At 70.2% G+C, this 20,563-nt stretch carries 18 protein-coding genes; 8 read left to right on the forward strand and 10 right to left on the reverse strand.

Annotation, left to right across the window (positions count from 1 at the left end; all coding sequences use genetic code 11):
• Positions 1 to 154: 154 nt before the first annotated feature.
• The 4 genes from ACFVYA_RS41585 to ACFVYA_RS41600 form a co-directional block, all read right to left on the reverse strand.
• Positions 155 to 1,984: a glycoside hydrolase family 6 protein gene (locus ACFVYA_RS41585; protein ID WP_387053029.1), complete on the reverse strand. Its 1,830-nt coding sequence runs from the start codon at positions 1,982 to 1,984 to the stop codon at positions 155 to 157.
• 34 nt (positions 1,985 to 2,018) lie between these two features.
• The gene (locus tag ACFVYA_RS41590) at positions 2,019 to 3,548 is read right to left on the reverse strand and encodes a cellulase family glycosylhydrolase (protein ID WP_387053031.1); all 1,530 of its coding nucleotides are present in this window, start codon (positions 3,546 to 3,548) and stop codon (positions 2,019 to 2,021) included.
• Between the two features lie 10 nt (positions 3,549 to 3,558).
• Positions 3,559 to 6,477, reverse strand: a complete 2,919-nt coding sequence (locus ACFVYA_RS41595) for a glycoside hydrolase family 48 protein (RefSeq protein ID WP_387053033.1) — start codon at positions 6,475 to 6,477, stop codon at positions 3,559 to 3,561.
• 515 nt (positions 6,478 to 6,992) lie between these two features.
• Positions 6,993 to 7,988, reverse strand: coding sequence for a LacI family DNA-binding transcriptional regulator (locus tag ACFVYA_RS41600; RefSeq protein WP_387053059.1), 996 nt, complete (start codon positions 7,986 to 7,988; stop codon positions 6,993 to 6,995).
• Positions 7,989 to 8,237: 249 nt separating this feature from the next.
• On the opposite strand from ACFVYA_RS41600, the gene ACFVYA_RS41605 reads away from it, so the two are divergent.
• The 6 genes from ACFVYA_RS41605 (at position 8,238) to ACFVYA_RS41630 (ending at position 15,048) form a co-directional block, all read left to right on the forward strand.
• On the forward strand, positions 8,238 to 9,542 hold the full coding sequence (locus ACFVYA_RS41605; RefSeq protein ID WP_285992352.1) for an ABC transporter substrate-binding protein: 1,305 nt from the start codon (positions 8,238 to 8,240) through the stop codon (positions 9,540 to 9,542).
• Between the two features lie 4 nt (positions 9,543 to 9,546).
• Positions 9,547 to 10,542, forward strand: a complete 996-nt coding sequence (locus ACFVYA_RS41610; protein ID WP_285992353.1) for a carbohydrate ABC transporter permease — start codon at positions 9,547 to 9,549, stop codon at positions 10,540 to 10,542.
• Entirely contained in the window at positions 10,539 to 11,411 is an 873-nt protein-coding gene (locus tag ACFVYA_RS41615) for a carbohydrate ABC transporter permease (protein WP_285992354.1), read from the forward strand. Before ACFVYA_RS41610 ends, ACFVYA_RS41615 begins: the two co-directional genes overlap by 4 nt.
• The gene (locus ACFVYA_RS41620; RefSeq protein WP_387053036.1) at positions 11,408 to 12,820 is read left to right on the forward strand and encodes a GH1 family beta-glucosidase; all 1,413 of its coding nucleotides are present in this window, start codon (positions 11,408 to 11,410) and stop codon (positions 12,818 to 12,820) included. The genes ACFVYA_RS41615 and ACFVYA_RS41620 overlap by 4 nt, the downstream gene beginning before the upstream one ends.
• 88 nt (positions 12,821 to 12,908) lie before the next feature.
• Positions 12,909 to 14,675, forward strand: a complete 1,767-nt coding sequence (locus ACFVYA_RS41625) for an IlvD/Edd family dehydratase (RefSeq protein WP_387053038.1) — start codon at positions 12,909 to 12,911, stop codon at positions 14,673 to 14,675.
• A gap of 64 nt (positions 14,676 to 14,739) precedes the next feature.
• The gene (locus tag ACFVYA_RS41630; protein WP_387053040.1) at positions 14,740 to 15,048 is read left to right on the forward strand and encodes a DUF3040 domain-containing protein; all 309 of its coding nucleotides are present in this window, start codon (positions 14,740 to 14,742) and stop codon (positions 15,046 to 15,048) included.
• Positions 15,049 to 15,237: 189 nt separating this feature from the next.
• On the opposite strand, the gene ACFVYA_RS41635 is transcribed toward ACFVYA_RS41630, so the two are convergent.
• Positions 15,238 to 15,654, reverse strand: a complete 417-nt coding sequence (locus ACFVYA_RS41635) for a CBS domain-containing protein (RefSeq protein WP_285992357.1) — start codon at positions 15,652 to 15,654, stop codon at positions 15,238 to 15,240.
• Positions 15,655 to 15,739: 85 nt separating this feature from the next.
• Between ACFVYA_RS41635 and ACFVYA_RS41640 the strand changes: the two genes are divergently transcribed.
• Positions 15,740 to 16,372: a UdgX family uracil-DNA binding protein gene (locus ACFVYA_RS41640; protein ID WP_387053042.1), complete on the forward strand. Its 633-nt coding sequence runs from the start codon at positions 15,740 to 15,742 to the stop codon at positions 16,370 to 16,372.
• Positions 16,373 to 16,390: 18 nt separating this feature from the next.
• Here the strand turns inward: ACFVYA_RS41640 and ligD (ACFVYA_RS41645) are convergent, their stop codons facing one another.
• The 4 genes from ligD (ACFVYA_RS41645) to ACFVYA_RS41660 are packed head-to-tail and all read right to left on the reverse strand — an operon-like array spanning position 16,391 to position 19,356.
• The gene (gene ligD / locus ACFVYA_RS41645) at positions 16,391 to 17,254 is read right to left on the reverse strand and encodes a non-homologous end-joining DNA ligase (RefSeq protein WP_387053044.1); all 864 of its coding nucleotides are present in this window, start codon (positions 17,252 to 17,254) and stop codon (positions 16,391 to 16,393) included.
• Complete coding sequence (gene ligD, locus ACFVYA_RS41650) at positions 17,251 to 18,195, reverse strand: non-homologous end-joining DNA ligase (protein ID WP_387053046.1); 945 nt, start codon at positions 18,193 to 18,195, stop codon at positions 17,251 to 17,253. The genes ligD (ACFVYA_RS41645) and ligD (ACFVYA_RS41650) overlap by 4 nt, the downstream gene beginning before the upstream one ends.
• Positions 18,192 to 19,142 (reverse strand): Ku protein, encoded by a 951-nt coding sequence (locus ACFVYA_RS41655; protein ID WP_387053048.1) that lies wholly within the window; start codon positions 19,140 to 19,142, stop codon positions 18,192 to 18,194. Before ACFVYA_RS41655 ends, ligD (ACFVYA_RS41650) begins: the two co-directional genes overlap by 4 nt.
• Before the next feature lie 16 nt (positions 19,143 to 19,158).
• On the reverse strand, positions 19,159 to 19,356 hold the full coding sequence (locus ACFVYA_RS41660) for a hypothetical protein (RefSeq protein WP_285992362.1): 198 nt from the start codon (positions 19,354 to 19,356) through the stop codon (positions 19,159 to 19,161).
• Between the two features lie 178 nt (positions 19,357 to 19,534).
• On the opposite strand from ACFVYA_RS41660, the gene ACFVYA_RS41665 reads away from it, so the two are divergent.
• On the forward strand, positions 19,535 to 19,747 hold the full coding sequence (locus ACFVYA_RS41665) for a hypothetical protein (RefSeq protein WP_285992363.1): 213 nt from the start codon (positions 19,535 to 19,537) through the stop codon (positions 19,745 to 19,747).
• Positions 19,748 to 19,778: 31 nt separating this feature from the next.
• Here ACFVYA_RS41665 and ACFVYA_RS41670 read toward each other — a convergent pair whose 3' ends face one another.
• On the reverse strand, positions 19,779 to 20,510 hold the full coding sequence (locus tag ACFVYA_RS41670) for an ANTAR domain-containing response regulator (protein WP_285992364.1): 732 nt from the start codon (positions 20,508 to 20,510) through the stop codon (positions 19,779 to 19,781).
• Positions 20,511 to 20,563 lie beyond the last annotated feature (53 nt).

Consider the following 20,563-nt stretch of genomic DNA (forward strand, 5'->3'; position numbering starts at 1 on the left):
GGGTCACCCCCGGCCGGATCCCGCTGTCCCGCCCGGGCGGTCAGGCGTCCGGGCGGGACCAGGGCGGCGGGCCCGGCGGGACGGGCCGCGGCCGCCGTGGTGGAGGCCGGGCCGGGCGGCGGCTGCGCGGCACCGCCCGGCCCGGGGTCTTGTCTTACTGCACCGCCGGGTAGGCGTTCTGGACCAGCTCTTCGAACTGGGCCTCGAACCACTTGCCGGACAGCGGGGCGTTCGGCAGGGCACCGGTCAAGTTGCCGCCGTTGGCCTGCTGCGTCCCGTGGAACGTCGGGTCGCACATCGGGTCCGCGCCCTTGCCCTCGTCGTTCGGGATCTGCTGGCTCGCGCCGTCGGACTCACCCGGCGGCTTGATCCAGACGTAGGCGTCGAAGTGCGCCGCCGGCGACGCCGTCGGCCGGACACCCAGGCCCGCACCACTCTGGTTGCACCAGTTGCCGCGGTGCAGCCGCCGGTCGATCCGGCCCGAGTTCACGTATGCGTCCACAGTGGACCCCGACGCCCCGCTCGGCCGGGCCGCGCCGCCCCAGCCGTTGCGGGAGGTGTCGACCAGCATGCCGATGCCGCTGGGCAGGCCCGCCGACACGAACGCGTTGTACATCGCCGTGGCGAAGGGGATCTCGGCGAAGTACGGGTTCCACTGGTAGAACGTCGCCGACTTCAGCTGCTGCCCGCCGACGTTCAGGTTCGGGTCGGGCAGGTTCGGCTCGGTCAGCGGCGTGTAGTTGGCCGTGGAGCTGATGAAGCCGTCGACGCTGTTCACGCCGGCCGTGGTGCCCTGCAGCACCTGCTTGACCAGGTTGACGAACGGCTGGAAGTTGCTGTCCCAGCCGAGCCACGCCGAGTGCGCGATGTCCAGGTAGTTGTAGACGTTGGAAATCGCGTGCAGCTTGTTCAGCGCGTACTGGATGCCCTGCGTGTACACCCCGCTGGACTGCGCTTCCGCACAGGTCGCCATCGAGGTGTTCGTGATCAGGTTCGGCAGCGAGTCCGGCTCCACGACCGTCACGATCCGCAGCGACGAGTACTTCGGGTCGGACATGATCGACGCGATCGGGTCGATGTACTCGCTCTTGTACCGGGCCAGGCCGTTCTGGGCGGCCTTCAGCTCACCGTTGGACGCCAGCGCCGCGCAGTCGCGGTTCGGCAGGTCGTAGACGACGATCTGGATGGTCACCGGCGTCCCGCCGCTGGCCTGGGCCAGCGCCGCGTCGAGGTGCCCGCGCAGGCCGCGCGAGTCCGCCGTACCGGCGATCGCGGCGATCCGGTCCAGCCAGACCGCCGTCGAGGTGTTGGCCACCTTGGCCATCTGCGCGCCGAGCGTGCCGCCCTTGGCCGCGGCCGCCGCGCTCACCTCGCCGGACCAGTCCGGGTTCACGTACCCCTTCGCCCCGGCGTACGGGTTCTCCACGTGCGTCCCGGGCTGGGGCGTCGTGGTGATCGTCGTCGGGGTGGTGGGGGTGGTCGGCGTCGTCGAGGTGGTCGGTGACGTGGTCACCGTCGTCGGCCCCGTCGGTGACGTGGTCGTGACCGGAGGCGTGCCGTCGCAGTGGGCACCGTTCAGCGAGAACGAAGTCGGGATGTCGTTCGTCCCCGAGTACGAGCCGTTGAAGCCGAAGCTCGCCGTGGCGTTCGCGCCCAGCGACCCGCCCCACGACGGGTTCTTCGCGCTCACGTGCTTGCCGCTCTGGCTGAACGTGGCGCTCCAGCCCTGCTGGACCTTCTGGTTGCCACCGAAGTCCCATTCGACGTTCCAGGACGAGACGGCGTCACCCAGGTTGGTCACGGCGACGTTGGCGGTGAAACCGGTGTCCCACGAGTTGACGGTGTAGGTGACCTTGCAGCCGGTGGCGGCGCCCGCCGGGCTGCCCCCCGCCACCAGTAGTCCAGCGGTGACCGCTGCCGCTGTTACCGAGGACGCCACGGCGAACCGTGACTTCCTCTTCGCGGACCAGAATTCACTCCTCATTGAGTGCGCTCCTCAGTGTTCGTCGTTGGATGGGTCAGGTGGTGCAGGCGGCCGCGCCGACGGCGAAGCCGCCGGGCGTGCCGGTCGAGGCGCCGGTCGCCTGGATGCCGATCGACACCGAGGCCCCGCCGGCCAGGTCGGGCGCCCAGGTGGGCGCCTTGGCGCTCGCCTGCTGCCCGGTCTGCGTGACGGTCGCGTTCCAGCTGCCGGTGATCTGCGTCCCGGACGGGACGGTCCAGCCGAGCGCCCAGTTCTTCAGGGCCGAGCTTCCGGTGTTCTTCAACGTCACCGTGGCGACGAAGCCGCCTTGCCAGGTGTTGTCGACGTGGTAGGTGACCGCGCAGCTCGCCGGCGGCGGCGGGTCGGTCGTGCCGCCGCCCGAACCCACCGGCGGGATCAGGTACGGCTGCAGGATCGCCTGCTTGGTCTGGTTGACCGTGGTCCAGTCGTCGTTGAGGATGCCGCCGGTGTCCCCCGAGTTCGGGTTCCACGACCAGTAGGTGAAGCTCATCCCGCTCGTCCCGGTGCCCGCGTACTTCATCAGCTCCTGCAGCCAGACCTTGTCGCGCGGGTCGGCGAGCGTGCTGCCGAACTCGCCGAGCAGCACCGGCGCGATGTTCTGCTTGTGCAGGTAGCCGAAGAAGTGGTCCCACAGCGCGGGCAGGTTCGCCGGGAACGCCGGGTCGGAGAACCATTTCTGGGCGAACACCGACGTCGCGTACTCGTGCGCCGAGTACACCAGCTTGTCCGGTTTGGACAGCCGCACCGGGAACTGCCTGGCCCCGGAGAGGTTTCCGCCCCACCAGCCGCACTGCGGGTCGCCGGTGCCGCTGACGCAGTCGACGCCTTCGACGACGATCAGCCAGTCCGGGTTCGCCGCGAGCACCGCGTTGCCGGCCCGTTCGGCGGCGAGCCGCCAGTCGGTCGCGGTGTCGCCGCAGCCCCAGCAGGCCCCGCCGCCACCCTGGATCGAATGCGGTTCGTTGTGCAGGTCCGCGCCGATCACCGTCGGGTTGCCCTTGTAGTGCTGGGCCAGCATCGTCCAGTCGGAGATCCAGCGGCTCTCCGAGTACGCGCTGGTGTACCAGAGCGGGGACTGCGCGCCGGAGTCCGGCCGGTGCCGGTCCAGCAGCACGCGCATGCCCTTGACGCCGGCGTAGGCGACGATCTTGTCGAGCACCTGCAGGCCGGACAGGCCCTGCAGGTCCGGGTTCTGCACGGCGTCGATGCTGACCGGCTTGGACCCGGCGTCGAACAGCTGGTTCGAGTACGGCAGCCGGAGCGTGTTGTACCCGAGCCCGGCCATCTGGTCGAGCATGTCCTTGTAGTTGCGGCTCCACAGCCCGTGCGGCGAGTAGTTGCCGGTCTCGGCACCGAACCAGTTGATGCCGGTCATCCGGACCGGCGCGCCGGTCGCGTCGACCAGCTGGGATCCGGCGGCGTGCCAGAACCCGGTGCCGGTGCCGGCCGCCGCCGTGGTCTCCGGGGCCGCGGCGGCCGGGGACGCCGTGAGAACGGCGCCCCCGACCAGTGCGGCGACCACCAGCGAGAGCAGTCGCTTCATGTGGTGCCTCTCAGCCGAACAGGGCGACGTGCGCGGCGAACGCCGTGGCGATCTCCGACTGCGCCCAGAACCGGTGGTAGGTGAACGTCGGCGCGGCGCCGCCGTCCAGGTAGGCCTGGACCTTCGGCCACTGCGGGTCGCTCTTGTAGAACGAACGGATCGACAGGAACGTGGAGTTCGCGTTGATCGGGTCGCCGTTCGGCATCGTGCCCGTCCAGCCCGAGGGCACGTAGAGCCCCTGGTCCGTGGTGGCGTTGTACTTGTCGTCGAACCGGTCGTAGTCCGACCGGGTCTCCGGCACCGCGATGCCCTTGGTGTCCGTGTTCGCCGAAAGCGCGGTCAGCAGCTGCTCCCCGACCGTCTTGGCCTGGGCGTTGCTCGACCCCGACGCGTAGTACAGCAGCGTCTTGGCGAGCGAGGCCGCGACCCCGACGTCCTGGCTGTAGTTCTTCACCGAGACGTGCAGGCCGGTGTTCGAGCCGGGGCTGGTGGCGCTCCAGGTGTCCGGCGCGCCGCTCCAGGTCAGGTCGGACGGGATCTGGAAGCTCCCGCCGGCGCCGACCGTGGTGTTCGCGATCGCCCAGGGCACCCACTTGTCGAGGATCTTCTTCGCCCGGGCGTCGTTGGTCGCCTGGTAGTACTCGGCGATCCGCTCCATGCCCCAGGTCTGGAAGCCGAACCACTGGTTGCTCGGCGGGTCGTGCCAGACCGGCTGCCAGTCGTAGTACATCCCGTAGAAGGTCGGCGTGCCCGCGGGCGGGGTGCCGTACTGACCGTCCCAGCTGTTGGTCGCGCCACCGGCGAGGCCGCCTTCGGACGACTGCAGCCACTGCAGGAACTCCATTTGCCGGCCGAGACTGGTCGCCCAGTCCGTCGCACCGGTCGCCGAAGTCACCTTCAGGCCCGGGTCGGCCGACAACGCGTACGCGGCCAGCGGGTTCTGGTAACCCTGGTGCGCCGCGCCGTCACCGATCCGCCACGCCCAGGAGCTGGCGGTGTCCGCCGAACCGCCCCAGGCGTAGTACCACGAAATGAGGTAGTGCTCGCTGTCCTTGCCGGTGCCGGCCGGGCAGGTCGACGGGCCGACGCAGTTGCCGATCTTCTTGTAGTACTTGTCGAACAGCGAGTACCGGAGGTAGTCGCCCATCTTCGAGGCCTTCTTCAGCACGGCCGCGACGTCGGAGCTCTTGCCCTGCTCCTGGGCCCACTTCTCGGCCTGGAAGGCCACCTGCACCACGCGGGCGTCCGCGTCCGGCGCGTCGGTGTACTTCCACTGCTTCGCGTACGACGAGTCGCCGGTGAACAGGTCGAGGTACCCGTTCTTGCCACCGAACTTCAGCAGGTCACAGCTCGGCTGGGTGACCGTCTCCCAGACCGATTCCTGCGAACCGCGCTGGAAGGTGTTGATGAACGCCGGCGCGGTGTTCGTGCCGTCCTCGCAGTGACCGAACTTGTAGATGTTGTCCACGTCGAGCAGCCAGTGCATGCCGTAGACGTCCGGCGAGCCATAGGCCGCCTTGAGCTCCGCCGCGATCGGGTCCGCACCGACCGGCACGCCGCTCTGCAGCTGCGACGGGTAGGACTTCGGGCTCGGGTATTCCGCCGCGTACGTGGCCGGCTTGCTCGCGTTGTAGCCGGAGTTGCCCGGCTGGTCCGCCGCCGACGGGATCGCGTACGTCTCGATCGACGTCCACGCCTGGTTGAACGGGGCCCAGTCACCGGTCACCCGGCCGTAGGACGCCTCCAGCCACAGGTAGTAGCTGAACGCCTCCGACGTCGTCTCGTGCCCGTGGTCGGGCGCCTCGACGATCAGCGTCTCGATCGAGTGGTAGGGCACCAGGATGTTCCCGAACTTGCGGAAGTAGCCGTTGTTCGGGTCCTTGATCTTGTTGTACTGCGTGAGGAACGCGAGCTGGTAGTCCGAAGTGGACGACGAGATCTCGTTGACCGTCACCGTGGCCGCGGTGTAGCCGGTGCCGCTCGCGGTGAAGGTCGCGCTGCCCAGCGCTCCCCCGTTGTCGGCGCTGGTGACCGTGACGTTCTGCGGCACGTTCCAGTTCGTCGTCGAGAAGGTGAGGCTCGTGGGACTCGCGGTCAGATCGGCGCTGCCCGCCGTCCTCGCGACGTCGACGGTGACCGGGGCGGTCGGCGCACCGGCGAGCGAGACCGCGAACGTCGTCTTCCCGCCCTGCTTGACCTGCGCGGTCGCCGGGGTGGCGACGATCGTCGGCCCGGAGAGGACCTTCACGCTGACCGGGCTGGACGTCGTCGACGCGTTCTTGTTGTCGTAGGCCTTCGCGGTGATCGAGTACGTCCCGGCCGGGACGTTGCCCCAGTTGCCCTCGAAGGGCGCGGCCGTGTCGGTGGCCAGCAGCGTGTCACCGGCGTAGAACTCGACCTTGCTCACCGTGCCGTCGCTGTCGGCGGCCGTCGCGGCTAGAGGGATGGTCGCCGGGGCGTAGTACGTCCCGGTCGGCGACGGCGCGGTCAGGCTGACGGTGGGTGCCTTGTTGGCCCCGGTGCACGCGCTGCCGTTCACCGAGAAGTCCGTCGGCGGCCGGTTGGCCGAGCCCTTCGAGCCGTTGAACCCGAACGACGTGCTCGCCCCGGTGCCGAGGTGGCCGTTGTAGGACAGGTTCGTCGCGGTGACCGCGGCGCCGGTCTGGGCGAACGTCGCGCTCCAGCCCTGCTGGACCTTCTGGCCGTCGAGGAACGTCCAGCCGACCTTCCAGCTGTCGAGCGGCGCCCCGTCGTTGCGCAGCGAGACGTTGGCGGTGAACCCGGTGTCCCAGTCGTTGGTGGTGTAGGTGACGGAACAGGCGATGTCGGCGCCGAGCGCCGGAGGTGGGGCGACCACCGCGCCCGTGACCGCCAGCACGGCCGAGGCCAGTGCCAGCGCACGCGCGCGCTTTCGGGGAGAGGAACGCATGGCTGCGGAACTCCTTTGTCCGTAGGGAGCCAGCGATCTGGGAGCGCTTCCAGGCGCAGACGGTAGCCAGCCGGAAACCTGGATGTAAAGAATCGAGTCAGAAGGACACCGCAGCCCCGGGTGTCACACCTGCGCGCCCGGCGAACACCGGCTCACTGAACACTCCTGAACAGCCGTACCCGAAAGTTGTACGACCACCCGTTCGGCCTAACCAACCGGTCACGCGGGGTGTCCGGGAAACGCCGTTTAGCGCCAAAGGCGTGCATCTCGGACCGGAACGTTCCCACCCATCGAGTCATGCCCCGCCGAGCGGGCTCTACCTCAAGCGTGTCGACCCGTGAAACACGCGTGTCGACCCTCCAGACACGAGAACCGACCCTCTAGACACGCGAACCGGCCCGCCGGTACGCCGACCGACCCATCGGGTACGCCGGTTCGGCCCTCGGGCGCGTGCGGCAAGGGTCGACACGCGTGATCAGGAGGTCGACACGCGTGATCGGGGGGACGACACGGGGTCAGCTCGAGGCGCGGACCGCCAGGGAGACCGGGAGGATGTGCTGGCGCGGTTTGAGGTTCTGGTCGTCGAGCAGCCGCATCAGGGTCTCGACCATCGCGTGGACCTGCTCGCGGGGGTCCTGGTGGACCGACGTCAGGGGCGGGTCCATGGCCGGGGCCAGTGTCGCGTTGTCGTCGAAGCTGACCACCGCGACGTCGCCCGGGATGCGGCGGCCGGCCGCGTCCAGCGTGCGCAGCGCGCCCACCGCCATCATGTCGCTGGCGACGAACACCGCGTCCAGGTCCGCGTGCCGGGCCAGCAGCGCCGACATCGCGTTCGCGCCGCCCGAAAGGGTGAAGTCGGCCTCTTCGGCCAGGTCGGCGGGGTCGAGCCCGGCGTCGAGGAGGGTCTTGCGCCAGCCGGCGAGGCGGTCTATCGGGGCGCTCTGGTCCTGCGGGCCGGCGATCGTGGCGATCCGCCGCCTGCCGGACGCGACCAGGTGCTCGACCGCGAGCCGGGCGCCGCCCTCGTTGTCGAAGTCGACGACGTGCACACCGCGGCGGATGCCGGCCGCTTGGCCGCCGAACACCACCGGGATGCGCAGCAGCCGCAGCGCCTTGGGCAGCGGGTCGGCCCGGTGCGGCGCGAAGACCAGCGCGCCGTCGACGTGCCCGCCTTCGAGGAACCGGACCGTCCGGCTCAGGTCCTCGCGGATGTCACTGAAGATCAGCACCATCTGCCGGCCGACGTCGGCGAGCTCCCGGTAGCCGGCCCGCATCACGGCCGCGCGGTACGGGTCGTCGAGCAGCCGGGACTCCGGCTCCGACAGCACCACCGCGATCGCCCCGGTGCGGCGCGTGACCAGCGACCGAGCCGCCTGGTTCGGGGAGTAGCCCAGGTCACGGGCCGCGGCCAGCACCTTCTCCCGCGCCGCCGCACTGACGTACGCGTCGTCGTTCAACGCGCGTGACGCCGTCGACCGCGACACGCCGGCGAACGCCGCGACGTCCTCCAGTGTCGGCCGTTCTTCATCCCCTGCTCGAGGCCCCACGGCACCGCCCTCGCTCACCACAACCACCCGGACCTCGACAGCTTAACGGTCACGCAGGGCAATGTCCGGGAGCGCTCCTCGCAGGAAACACTCCGGTTACGACCTCTTGACACCGGTGAAGGGCCCCAGCAGACTCTGCCACACCTGGGAGCGCTCCCAGATCGGCTCCCAGCAGTGAGAGCGCTCATTCCCGTCAACAAGGTGGTTGGACACGTGAGAACGATCCGGAACGGCCTGGTCCTGGCACTGGGCATCACGATGACGGCGCTCGGCGCCTCGGCCTGCAGCGGGGGCGGTGAACAGCAGCCTCCGGCCGCGGCGAACCCGAACGAGCACGTCGACCTGACGCTGGCGACGTTCACCGAGTTCGGCTACGAGGACCTCATCCCGGAATACGAGCGGCTGCACCCCAACATCAAGATCACCCACCGCAAGACCGGCCAGGGCGGCCCCTTCCACGAGGAACTCGTCACCAAGCTGGCCGCGGGCTCGGGCCTCGCCGACGTGACGGCGCTCGAAGAGGGCCACCTGTCCGACTTCCTCGACAAGGGCTCGAAGTTCAACGACCTGAGCAAGATCGGGCCGGCCGACGCCTCCCCCGACCGCTGGCTGGACTGGAAGTACGAAGCCGCCAAGACCAAGGACGGCAAGGTCATCGGCTACGGCACCGACATCGGTCCGCTCGCCATGTGCTACCGCAAGGACATGTTCAAGGACGCCGGGCTGCCGGACGACCCCGAAGCGGTCAAGCCGCTGTTCGCCACCTGGGACAGCTACTTCGCCGCCGGTGCGGACTTCGTGAAGAAGAGCAACGGCAAGGCGTGGTTCGACTCGGCCTCGCAGAACTTCAACGCCATGGTCAACCAGCTCCCCGAGGGCTACATCGGCACCGACGACAAGCTGGCCGTCGAGAAGAACCAGGGCCTCAAGGACGCCTGGACCAAGGTCACCGACGCGGTCGCCAAGGGCGAGTCGGCCAAGCTCACGGCGTTCAGCCCCGAGTGGGAAGCCAGCTTCAAGCAGAGCGCGTTCGCCACGAAGGTGTGCCCGGCCTGGATGCTCGGCGTGATCAAGGAACACGCCGGCCCGGAGCTCGCCGGCAAGTGGGCGGTCACCGCGGCGTTCCCCGGCGGCGGCGGCAACTGGGGTGGCTCGTACCTGACCGTCCCGACGCAGTCGAAGCACCCGAGGGAGGCCGCCGAACTCGCGGCCTGGCTGACCGCGCCCGAGCAGCAGATCAAGGCGTTCCAGGCCAAGGGCAACTTCCCGAGCCAGGTCAAGGCGCTCACGGACCCGGCGCTGCTGAGCTACACCAACCCCTACTTCGGCGACACGAAGGTCGGCCAGCTGTTCGCCGAGCAGGCCAAGAAGGTCAAGAAGCCGCAGTACAAGGGCCCCGGTGACGGCCAGATCCAGGAAAACGCGTCCAGCCCGGCCCTGCAGGCGGTCGAACAGGGCAAGCCGGCAGCGGACGCGTGGAACCAGATGGTCGAAGCCGCGAAGAAGATCACGCGCTGAACCGATGACCGTCATCGACAAGGTCGCGCCAGAAGGGAGTAAGGCCGGGGAGCGGGTGTCTCCCCGGCCCACCTTCCGTCACCGGTTGAGCCGGTGGGACGTCAAGGTCTCGCCGTACCTCTACATCGCCCCGTTCTTCATCCTCTTCGGGATCGTCGGCCTGTTCCCGCTCCTCTACACCGCGTATGTCTCGATGTTCAAGTGGGAGGCCGGGGCCGACCACCCCGACTTCCTCGGCATCGGCAACTACACGGAGCTGTTCGCCGACACGCAGTTCTGGAACGCGCTGGTCAACACGGTCAGCATCTTCCTGCTCTCGAGCATCCCGCAGCTGGTCATCGCGATCCTGCTGGCGGCGCTGCTCGGCGCCCGGCTGCGCGGCGCGACCGGCTGGCGCGTGGGCATCCTGCTCCCGTACGCGGCCAGTCTCGTCGCCATCGGCATCATCTTCGCCAACCTGTTCGGCCCGAAGTACGGGCTGATCAACGGCGTGCTGCAGACCTTCGGACTGGACCCGATCGAGTGGCAGGCCAACCGGTTCGCCAGCCACGTCGCGATCGCGATCATGGTGAACTGGCGCTGGACCGGCTACAACGCCCTGATCGTGCTGGCGGCCATGCAGGCCATTCCGAAGGAACTGCACGAGGCGGCGGTGATCGACGGGGCCGGCACGTGGCGCCGCTTCTGGAACGTCACCTTGCCGCTGCTCCGGCCGACGCTGATCTTCATCACCATCACCTCGACGATCGGTGGCCTGCAGATCTTCACCGAGCCGAAGCTGTTCGACGCCATGCCGGGGTCGAACAACGGCGGTTCCACGAACCAGTTCCAGACCGTGACGCTGTACCTCTACCAGACGGCGTTCCAGAACGCCGACCTCGGCTACGCCTCGGCGATCGCCTGGGTGCTGTTCCTGATCATCGTGCTCATCGCGCTGGCGAACTTCTTCCTCACCAGCCGGATCGCCAGCACCCCGGCGGTGAAGGTGAAGAAGAAATGACGACACTCCAGAGTGACTCTCCGAAAACGGGACTGCGCAAGAGCGTCGCCACGCTCGGTAAGCCGCGCAAGGCGACCTACATCGTGCTGGCGATCTTCGTGCTCGGTTCGCTGTTCCCGTTCTACTGGTCGTTCCTGGTGGCCAGCCGCGACAACGGGATGCTCACCGACCGCATCCCGCCGTTCGTGCCCGGCGGCAACTTCTTCGCCAACGCCGCGCGGGTGTTCGACACCGTGCCGTTCTGGAAGGCGCTGGCCAACAGCGTCATCGTGTCCGGCACGGTGACGCTGACGACGGTGCTGTTCTCCTCACTGGCCGGGTTCGCCTTCGCGAAACTGCGGTTCCGGGGGCGCAACAAGGCCTTCGTGTTCATCGTCGTCACGCTCGCGGTGCCCACCCAGCTGGGCATCATCCCGCTGTTCATCGCGATGTCCGAACTGGGCTGGACGGGGAGCCTGGCGGCGGTGATCGTGCCCAACCTGGTCACCGCGTTCGGCGTGTTCTGGATGCGGCAGTACACCATCGACGCGCTGCCGTACGAGCTCGTCGAGGCCGCGCGCGTCGACGGCTGCAGCATGATCCGGATCTTCTGGAACGTCTGCATGCCCGCGGTGCGCCCGGCCGCGGCGATCCTCGCGATGTTCACGTTCATGATGTCGTGGAACGACTTCCTGTGGCCGCTCGTCGTGCTGGACGCCGGCAACCCCACCGTCCAGGTGGCCCTGGAAAAGCTGCAGAGCGGCTACTACGTCGACTATTCGCTCGTCCTGGCCGGCACGACCCTGGCCACCATTCCCATCCTCATCGTCTTCGTCCTCCTCGGCCGCCAGATCGTGGCCGGGATCATGCAAGGTGCCGTGAAAGGGTGAACATGTCCGTACATCCCGACAGCGTTCGGGCGGAGACCGCGTTGATGTTCCCGCCTGGCTTCGTCTGGGGCGCCGCCACCGCGGCGTTCCAGGTGGAAGGGGCCACGACGGCCGACGGGCGCACCGATTCGGTCTGGGACGTCTTCGCCCGCCGCCCGGGTGCGGTCCGGGGCGGCGACAACGGCGAACCGGCGGCCGACCACTACCGGCGGTACTCCGAAGACGTCGGGCTGATGCGCCGGCTCAACCTCGGGGCCTACCGGTTCTCGCTGGCCTGGCCGCGGGTGCGCCCGGACGGCGGCGAGGCGAACACCGCCGGCCTCGGCTTCTACGACCGGCTGGTCGACTGCCTGCTCGAGTCCGGGATCCAGCCGTGGGCGACGCTGTACCACTGGGACCTGCCCCAGGCGCTGGAGGAGAAGGGCGGCTGGACCAACCGGGACACGGCCTACCGGTTCGCCGAGTACGCCGAGACCGTGCTGGAGCGGCTGGGCGACCGGGTCGCCAGCTGGTCGACGCTCAACGAGCCGTGGTGCGCGGCGATGCTCGGGTACGCGGGCGGCATCCACGCGCCCGGCCGCGCCGACCACCCGGCGGCCGTGGCCGCGACGCACCACCTGCTGCTGGGCCACGGCCTGGCGATGGACATCATCCGGCAGCACGCCCCGGAGACCGCTGCCGGCATCACGCTGAACCTGTACCCGGTCGTCCCGCACGACCCGGCCAACGTCGCCGACGTCGCCGCGGCCCGGCGGATCGACGGCCTGCAGAACCGGTTGTTCCTCGACCCGGTGCTGCGCGGCGGCTACCCGGACGACCTGGTCGCCGACCTCGAGCCGTTCGGGCTCGGCTCGGTCGTGCGCGACGACGACGCCGCGGTCATCGCCGCGCACGTCGACTGGCTGGGCGTGAACTACTACCGCGACTACCGCGTCGCGGGCCGTCCGGTGCCGGGCAGCGAGCCGGCGGGCCCCGAGTGGGTGGGTGCGGCCGACGTGCACTTCGTCCCGGACCCGGCGGCGCCCCGCACCGACTCCGGCTGGGAGGTCCAGCCGGCCGGGCTGACCGAGTCGCTGCTGCAGGTGCACCGCGGCTACCGGCCGGTGCCGCTGTACATCACGGAGAACGGCGCGGCCTACCCCGACGTCGTCTCCGACGGCGGTGACATCGTCGACACCGACCGCGTCGCGTTCCTCGACTCCCACCTGCGGGCGGCGCACGAGGCCATCGAGGCGGGCGTCGACCTGCGCGGGTACTTCTACTGGTCGTTGCTGGACAACTTCGAGTGGGCCGAGGGGTACGCGAAGCGGTTCGGCCTGGTCCACGTCGACTACGCGACGCAGCGGCGGACGCCGAAGCAGAGTGCCCACTGGTACTCGCGGGTGATCGGCCTCAACGGGCTCGGCTGATCGGATGCCCGTGAAGGCCACCGGCGCGGGTGGCCTTCACGGGCGCCGGGGCGTGCATTCCGCGGGGCGCGTTGCCAGACTGACCGGTATGGGACTGCGCAGCGAAGCTTGGTTCGACAACCCCGCCGACCCCGGGATGACCGCGCTCTACCTCGAGCGGTACATGAACTGGGGCATCACCCGGGAGGAGCTGCAGTCCGGCAAGCCGGTCATCGGCATCGCGCAGACCGGCTCCGACCTCACCCCCTGCAACCGCCACCACCTGCAGCTGGCCGACCGGACGCGGGAGGGCATCCGCGAGGCCGGCGGGATCGCGATCGAGTTCCCGGTGCACCCGATCCAGGAGACCGGCAAGCGCCCCACCGCCGCCCTCGACCGGAACCTCGCCTACCTCGGCCTGGTCGAGACGCTCTACGGCTACCCCATCGACGGCGTCGTGCTCACCACCGGCTGCGACAAGACCACCCCGGCGTGCCTGATGGCCGCCGCGACCGTCGACATCCCCGCGATCGTGCTCTCCGGCGGCCCGATGCTCAACGGCTGGTTCAAGGGCGAGCGGACCGGGTCCGGCACGATCATCTGGAAGGCGCGGGAGCTGCTCGCCGCCGGCGAGATCGACGACGCCGGGTTCATGGAGCTCGTCGCGTCGTCCGCGCCGTCGCCGGGGCACTGCAACACGATGGGCACGGCGTCCACGATGAACGCGCTCGCCGAGACCCTCGGGATGAGCCTGCCCGGCTGCGCGGCCATCCCGGCCCCGCACCGCGACCGGGCGCGGATCGCCTACCGGACCGGGCTGCGGATCGTCGAGATGGTCCGCGAGGACCTCAAGCCGTCGGACATCCTGACGCGCGAGGCGTTCGAGAACGCCATCGTGGTGAGCTCCGCGATCGGCGGCTCGACCAACGCGCCCATCCACCTCGGCGCGATCGCCCGGCACATCGGCGTCGACCTGCCCCTCGACGACTGGCAGCGGCTCGGCCACGCCGTCCCGCTGCTGGTCGACCTGCAGCCCGCGGGCAAGTACCTCGGCGAGGAGTTCCACCGCGCGGGCGGGGTGCCGGCCGTGGTGCACGAGCTGATGCGCCACGGGCTGATCCACGAGGACGCGCCCACCGTCAACGGCCGCACCCTCGGCGACAACTGCCGCGACGCCGAAGCCGGCGACCGGGACGTCATCCGCACCTTCGACACCGCCCTCACCCCCGATGCCGGGTTCCTGGTGCTGAAGGGCAACCTCTTCGACGCGGCGATCATGAAGTCCAGCGTGATCTCGCCGGAGTTCCGGCGCCGGTACCTGGCCGGCGGCGTCTACGAGGGCACCGCGGTCGTCTTCGACGGCCCCGAGGACTACCACGCCCGCATCGACGAACCGGACCTCGGCGTCGACGAGCACTCGCTGCTGGTGATGCGCGGCACCGGCCCGCTCGGCTACCCGGGCTCGGCGGAGGTGGTCAACATGCGCCCGCCCGCGGAGCTGATCAAGCGGGGCGTGCACGAGCTGCCGTGCCTCGGCGACGGCCGCCAGTCGGGCACCTCCGGCTCGCCGTCGATCCTCAACGCCTCCCCCGAAGCCGCGGCGGGCGGCGGCCTCGCCGTGCTGCGGACCGGGGACCGGGTCCGGATCGATCTGGGCGCCGGCACCGCGGACGTCCTGATCCCCGACGAGGAACTCGCGCGGCGCCACCGGGAACTGGCCGAGGCGGGCGGCTACCCGGTGCCGGAGTCGCAGACGCCGTGGCAGGAGATCCAGCGGTCGATGACCGACCAGCTGTGCGACGGCATGGTGCTGCGCCCCGCCGTGGCGTACCAGCGCATCGCCGCAACGAAGGGAATCCCCCGCCACAACCACTGATTCCGGTGCTTCGCCCGCGGAAAAAACGGGTATCCCCAGCGGTAGCCGAGGCGAGGAGGCCCCCATGCTCCCGGATCGAGAACGCCACGCCCTCCGCGAAATCGAGGCCGAACTGCGCGCGAGTGATCCCGCGTTCGCCGCCGCCTTCAGCGGCCGCAAGCTCCGCTCGCCCCGGCGCTGGAGCCTGCTGCTGGTGCTCTGCGACGTCACGGCGGTGGCGATGCTGCTCGTCGGGCTGTTCGCCCGCGACGCCGCGCTCGTGCTCTGGGGCACCGTGAGCGCGGGCGCGCTGGTCGCCTGGCACATCGCCCGCGCCGAGTCGATCCGCGAGTCCACTGAGGACGGTGCCGCGCCGGCCCCCGGCTCGCGCTGATCCCCGCTACCTTCGACGACGCTGATCCCGCTGCCATTACACAGTACGACGCAGCTCCGCTGCCATGACGACGCAACCCCGCCACCCACGACGCAGCCCGCTGCAAATGACACAGCCCGCCGCCAATGACGCAGTACGGCCGCCCCCGGAACTCGCGCCGGGGGCGGCCGTACTGCGTCGAGGCGTCACTCAGTCGTACGAGAGGGCCTCGACCAGCTCACCGGCGGACGGGTTCGACAGCGCCCGGGCCACGTCGGCCTGGGCGACGATGCCGACCAGGTCGTGCCCGTCGATCACCGGCAGCCGGCGGACGCGGTGCTCGGACATCGTGCGCAGGATCTCCTGGGCGTCGTCGTCCGCGCCGATCGTGACGACCTCGCCCTGGGCGAGCTCGCCGACGTGGACCGCGCGCGGGTCCTTGCCCTCGGCCAGCACCTTCACCACGATGTCGCGGTCGGTGAGCATGCCCTTCAGCCGGTTGTCCTCGCCGCAGATCGGCAGGGCGCCGACCCCCTTCTGCGCCATCGTGACCGCGGCGTCGTGCACGGTGTCGGACTCCCGGGCGCAGGTCGCGTCCGACGTCATGATGTCGCGTGCGGTGGTCATCGTGAACTCCTTTCCTGGGTTGTGTGGTCCGGCTACCCGGGCCGGGCACGTTTACCCGTGCCCCGGACGGGGAATTTCCGGGCGCATGCCGGATTCCCGCGGCGCCGAGCCGCCGGACACCACCGACCTCGACCGGTTGCGGTCGGCGGCGTCCGGCTGCCAGGGGTGCCACCTCCACCAGGACGCCACGCAGACCGTCTTCGGCGAAGGCTCGGCCGGGGCGAAGGTCCTCGTCGTCGGCGAGCAGCCGGGCGACAAGGAGGACCTCGCGGGCGAGCCGTTCGTGGGGCCCGCCGGGAAGCTGCTGGACCGCGCCTTCGAAGAAGCCGGCTTCGACCGGCGGTCGTTGTACGTCACCAACGCGGTCAAGCACTTCAAGTTCAAGCGGGACGAACGCGGGAAGCGCCGGATCCACCAGAAACCGGGCCGCACCGAGGTGGTCGCGTGCCGCCCGTGGCTGCTGGCGGAACTGCGTGCCGTGCGCCCGGAGCTGGTGCTGCTGCTGGGCGCGACGGCCGCGCAGTCGTTGCTGGGCCCGAAGTTCCGGCTGACCGCGCACCGGGGCGAGCCTCTCGAGCCGCCGGAGGAGCTGGCCGAGCTGGTGCCGTCGGCGATGGCGACGGTCCACCCGTCGGCCGTGCTGCGGGCGCCGGACCGGGACGAGGCCTACGCGGGCTTCGTCGCCGATCTGCGGGCCGCGGCCAAGCTGCTCGGCTGAAGAACGCCGGTTCAGGCCTCAGTTCAGCTGCTTCAGCGCCGCTTCGGCCGAGCCGGCGTGCGCGTCGAGGTCCCGCCAGGGGTCCTCCTTGCGGGCCAGCCGCTGCTTCTCCTTGCGCGGCGGCCAGCCGGCCGGGTCCGCCTTCCCGAGTTCCCGCCAGTCCAGCGGGGTCGCGGCCGCCGCACCCGGACGGGCCCGCAGCGAGTACGGGGCCACGAACGTCTGGGCGTACCCGTTGCGGTTGGCGTCCAGGAAGATCCGGTCGCCGCGCTTGTCCTTGCGCTGGGCCGTGGTCAGCCGATCCGGGTCGTCCTCGGCGACCCGGTCGGCGAGGGCGCGGGACAGCTCCAGCACCACCTCCGTGTCCGACTTCGCGTCCAACGGCGCGAGGACGTGGAACCCGCGGCCGCCGGTCGCCTGGACGAACGCGGTCAACCCCACCCGCTCGTAGTGGGCGCGGATGCGCCGGGCGACCGCGCGCAGTTCGGCGACCGGGGTGCCGTCCGGCGGGTCGAGGTCGAGCACCAGCCGGTCGGGCCGCTCCGGAGCGGCCACTGTGGACAGCCAGACGTGGAACTCCACCGTCCCCTGGTTCGCCAGGTATTCCAGCGTCGCGGCGTCCTCGCACACGACGTATTCGTCGGTGCCGCCGCCGCGCCGGGGAACGCGCTCGACCCGGATCGAGTCCGGGAAGTGCTCCCCCGGGTGCTTCTGGAACCAGCCCGGTTTGCCGATGCCGTCGGGGAAGCGCCGCAGCGTCAGCGGGCGGCCGCGCAGGTGCGGCAGCATGACGTCCGCCACCGCGCGGTAGTACTCGACGACATCGCCCTTGGTCAGGCCGTCGTCGGGGTAGAACACCTTGTCCGGGTGGGAAGTCTTCACGCGCGCTCCCGTATGACGTCCGCGGCCTTCTTGTCCTCGCGCAGCCCGGTGAACCGCGGGTGCCGCAGCCGCCCGTCCCGCGTCCACTCGGAGAAGCCGATCTGCGCCACCAGCTCCGGGCGCACCCAGTGCGCGCCGGGTTCCTTCACCGGCCCGGCGAACGGCGACCGGGCCGTCTCCCGTTCCCGCAGCCGCGCGTGCAGCGACGTCAGCAGCTGCTCGTCGAAGCCGGTGCCGACCTTGCCGGCGTACTCGAGAGCGCCGTCTTCGTGGTAGCCGAGCAGGAGCGCGCCGAAGCCGTGGCGGGCACCCTGAGGATCGGTGAAGCCGCCGATGACGAACTCCTGGCCCTGCGCGCACTTGAACTTCAGCCAGTCGGGTGACCGCCCGTGGTGGTAGGGCGCGTCCGCCCGCTTGGCGATGACGCCCTCCCAGCCGCGCCGGCACGCTTCCTCGAAGAACTTCTCGCCCTCGGTGTTGCGGTGCGACGACAGCCGGAGCGGGCCGGCGAAGCCGAACGCGTCCCGCAGCAGCGCCTTCCGCTGCCGCAGCGGCAGCCCGGTCGTGTCCTGGTCGTCGAGGTACAGCAGGTCGAACAGGTAGTAGTAGACACGCACGCCGGTGGCGCGGGCCCGATCCGGGTCGCTGACGTGGATCCGGGGCTGCAACGCGGCGAAGCTGGTGTCGGCGCCGTCGAACGCCACGATTTCGCCGTCCACGACGAACCGCGGGCCGCCCTGGGAGGCGAGGGCCTCGACGAGCTCCGGGTAGGCGTTGTCCATCACCTTGTGGTTGCGCGAGTACAGGGTCGGCCGGCCGGCGTCGCGCACGCAGATCGCGCGGACGCCGTCCAGCTTGCGCTCGAAGATCCAGCCCTCGTCGGAGAACCGCCGGTCGGTGAGCGTGGCCAGGGTCGGCTCGCGCCAGCCGGGGCCGGTCACGACGCCTTCAGGGCCTTCTCGAGTTCGGCGCGCGTCATCTTCGACCGGCCCTTCACACCCTGCTCGCGGGCCAGCTTCTCGAGATCCGCCTTCGACAGCTCGGACAACCCGGACGACTCGGACGGCCCGGGCTTCTTCGCGGCCTTCTTCTTCGGCTGCTTGCCGCCGCTCTTGCGGTTCTTCACGCTGCGCGAGAGCGCCTCGAACAGGTCCACCACGTCGGCCGAGGGCTCCGGCTCCTCTTCGTGGGCGATCTCCTTGCCGGCCTCCTTGGCCTTGATCAGCTCTTCCACGCGCTTCGAGTACTCGTCGCGGTAGTCCTCGGGTTTCCACGGTGCGGTCATCTCGTCGACCAGCGCGAGTGCCATGTCGAGCTCCTTGGGCCGCGGCTTCGGCAGCTCCGGCAGCTTGCCCATGACGTCCTTGGGCTTGCGCAGGTCCGCGACGAAGTGCAGCGTGTTGAGCACCATGACGTCCTCGCCGGCGCGAACGGCGGCGAGGTACTCCTTGCCGCGCAGCACGAACTTCGCGACGCCGGCCTTCTCGCTGCGGTCCATCGCCTGCAGCAGCAGGCCGTACGCCTTGGCGAAGTCCTCCTTCGCCGGCTTGAGCCAGTAGGTCTTGTCGAAGAACCACGGGTCGATCTCGTCGAGCTCGACGAACTGCTCGATGTCGATCCGGCGTGACCGCTCGGGCGCGATCTCGTCCAGTTCGTCCGGTTCGACCAGGACGTGGTCGCCGCCGCCGAGGTCGTAACCCTTGACGATCTCGTCCTGGGTGACCTCGTCGCCGGTCCGTTCGTTGACGCGGCGGTTGCGGATCCGGTCCGACGTGCCGCGCTCGAACTGGTGGAAGTGGATCGTGTGGTCCGCCACCGCCGGGTACAGCTCCACCGGCACGGTGACCAGCCCCAGGCTCAGCGCGCCGCTCCACACCGGTCGGGCCATGTCGTCCTCCCCGCCCTCAGGCGACGTCGGTGCTGCGCCGGCCGGTCCGGTGCAGCCCCAGCATGTCCAGCAGCCGCGCGCAGTCCTCGGGGTCCTTGGCCCGCGCCGCCACGGCCAGCGCCGCCTTGTGCCGCGTGCGCGCCAGCTCCGCCGGGTCCCCGCCCTCGACGAGGAGGTCCGCCACCGGCCGCAGGTCGTTCCGCTTGTCTCGCATGTTCGCTCCCCTCCGGCAATCCGTTCGCGGGCGGGTTACCCAGGATCACCGCGCGCGACACAGCCGGCACGGAGGGAGCCACGGCGGACCGGCCGGACTAGGCCGAACGAGTGAATTCGGCCTAGTCCGGCCGTGAACACGGCAAGGTGGTGAGACCCACGTCACAGCAGGAGGCCGGATGGGCACCCAGCTCCGCATCAGCCGCGAAGACGGCTCACTGCCCTGCGAGGTCTGCGGCTTCCCGACGATGCACGTGGCCCAGGTCGTCGCCGACGACGGCACGGTGCTGGGCCGCACCCTGGTCTGCACGACGTGCCAGCGCAACAAGCACCGCCCGGAACCGGCACCGGTCGAGTCCGAGGCACCCCCGGACGAGGTCCCGGCCGGCTAGCCAGGTCGCGGGCGGCCTGGACGCGGCCGGGTCACGGCGTCGTCGTCGCCACCGCCGCCACGAACTCCGCCGCCACCTCGTGAAGCTTCCGGTTGCCGTCCTGCGAACGTTTCACCAGGCGCTGGAAGGCTTCCTCCGCGGTGATCCGGTGCGCCGCCATCAGGATGCCCTTGGCCTGGTCGATCACCGCGCGGGTCTCCAGCGCGCGGTTGAGCTGGTCGACCAGTTCGCGGGCCGCGAAGTACCGTCGCGCGCTGCGCAGGCCGATGACCACCGTCGCCGTGTACAGCTCGAGGATCTTGGTGCCCAGCTCGCTGAAGCCGTGCTCGCCGAACCCGAAGAGGTTCACCGCACCGGACATGTCCTCGTCCACCGTCAGCGGCGCGGCGAGGAAACTGGCCACCCCCAGCTGCGCGGCCGACGTGACGAACTGCGGCCACAGATCCCCGACCGCGCCGACGCCGACGCGGACTGGCTGGCCCGTCTCGGCGGCGCGCAGGCACGGTCCGTCCCCGATGCGGTACTGCTCGCGGTCGAAGTTCACCGCTCGCTGGTCGGTGCTGGCCACCGTCTCCGGCACGCCTTCGCGCACCAGGGTGATGCTCGCCATGTCGGCCCCCGGCACCACCTGCACGACATGGTCGCACACCGCCTGCAGCATCTGCCCGAGGTCGAGTTCGCTGTCCAGCATCGCGGTCAGCGACTCCATCGCGAGCGTGACTTCGTCCAGCCGCGCGGTCAGCTGCTCATGGCCGCCCGTCATCCTGGGAACGCCCCTCCTTCTTCCGACAGGGCGCTCTCAACCAGGGGGGACCC

This window comes from Amycolatopsis sp. NPDC058278 (assembly GCF_042881395.1).
Taxonomy (GTDB): Bacteria; Actinomycetota; Actinomycetes; order Mycobacteriales; family Pseudonocardiaceae; genus Amycolatopsis.

Coding starts and splice junctions, on each gene's coding strand:
- ACFVYA_RS41585 (WP_387053029.1), bottom strand. CDS start 1,984: ATGAGGAGTGAATTCTGGTCCGCGAAGAGGAAGTCACGGTTCGCCGTG.
- ACFVYA_RS41590 (WP_387053031.1), bottom strand. CDS start 3,548: ATGAAGCGACTGCTCTCGCTGGTGGTCGCCGCACTGGTCGGGGGCGCC.
- ACFVYA_RS41595 (WP_387053033.1), bottom strand. CDS start 6,477: ATGCGTTCCTCTCCCCGAAAGCGCGCGCGTGCGCTGGCACTGGCCTCG.
- ACFVYA_RS41610 (WP_285992353.1), top strand. CDS start 9,547: ATGACCGTCATCGACAAGGTCGCGCCAGAAGGGAGTAAGGCCGGGGAG.
- ACFVYA_RS41615 (WP_285992354.1), top strand. CDS start 10,539: ATGACGACACTCCAGAGTGACTCTCCGAAAACGGGACTGCGCAAGAGC.
- ACFVYA_RS41625 (WP_387053038.1), top strand. CDS start 12,909: ATGGGACTGCGCAGCGAAGCTTGGTTCGACAACCCCGCCGACCCCGGG.
- ACFVYA_RS41630 (WP_387053040.1), top strand. CDS start 14,740: ATGCTCCCGGATCGAGAACGCCACGCCCTCCGCGAAATCGAGGCCGAA.
- ACFVYA_RS41635 (WP_285992357.1), bottom strand. CDS start 15,654: ATGACCACCGCACGCGACATCATGACGTCGGACGCGACCTGCGCCCGG.
- ACFVYA_RS41640 (WP_387053042.1), top strand. CDS start 15,740: ATGCCGGATTCCCGCGGCGCCGAGCCGCCGGACACCACCGACCTCGAC.
- ACFVYA_RS41655 (WP_387053048.1), bottom strand. CDS start 19,142: ATGGCCCGACCGGTGTGGAGCGGCGCGCTGAGCCTGGGGCTGGTCACC.
- ACFVYA_RS41660 (WP_285992362.1), bottom strand. CDS start 19,356: ATGCGAGACAAGCGGAACGACCTGCGGCCGGTGGCGGACCTCCTCGTC.
- ACFVYA_RS41665 (WP_285992363.1), top strand. CDS start 19,535: ATGGGCACCCAGCTCCGCATCAGCCGCGAAGACGGCTCACTGCCCTGC.
- ACFVYA_RS41670 (WP_285992364.1), bottom strand. CDS start 20,510: ATGACGGGCGGCCATGAGCAGCTGACCGCGCGGCTGGACGAAGTCACG.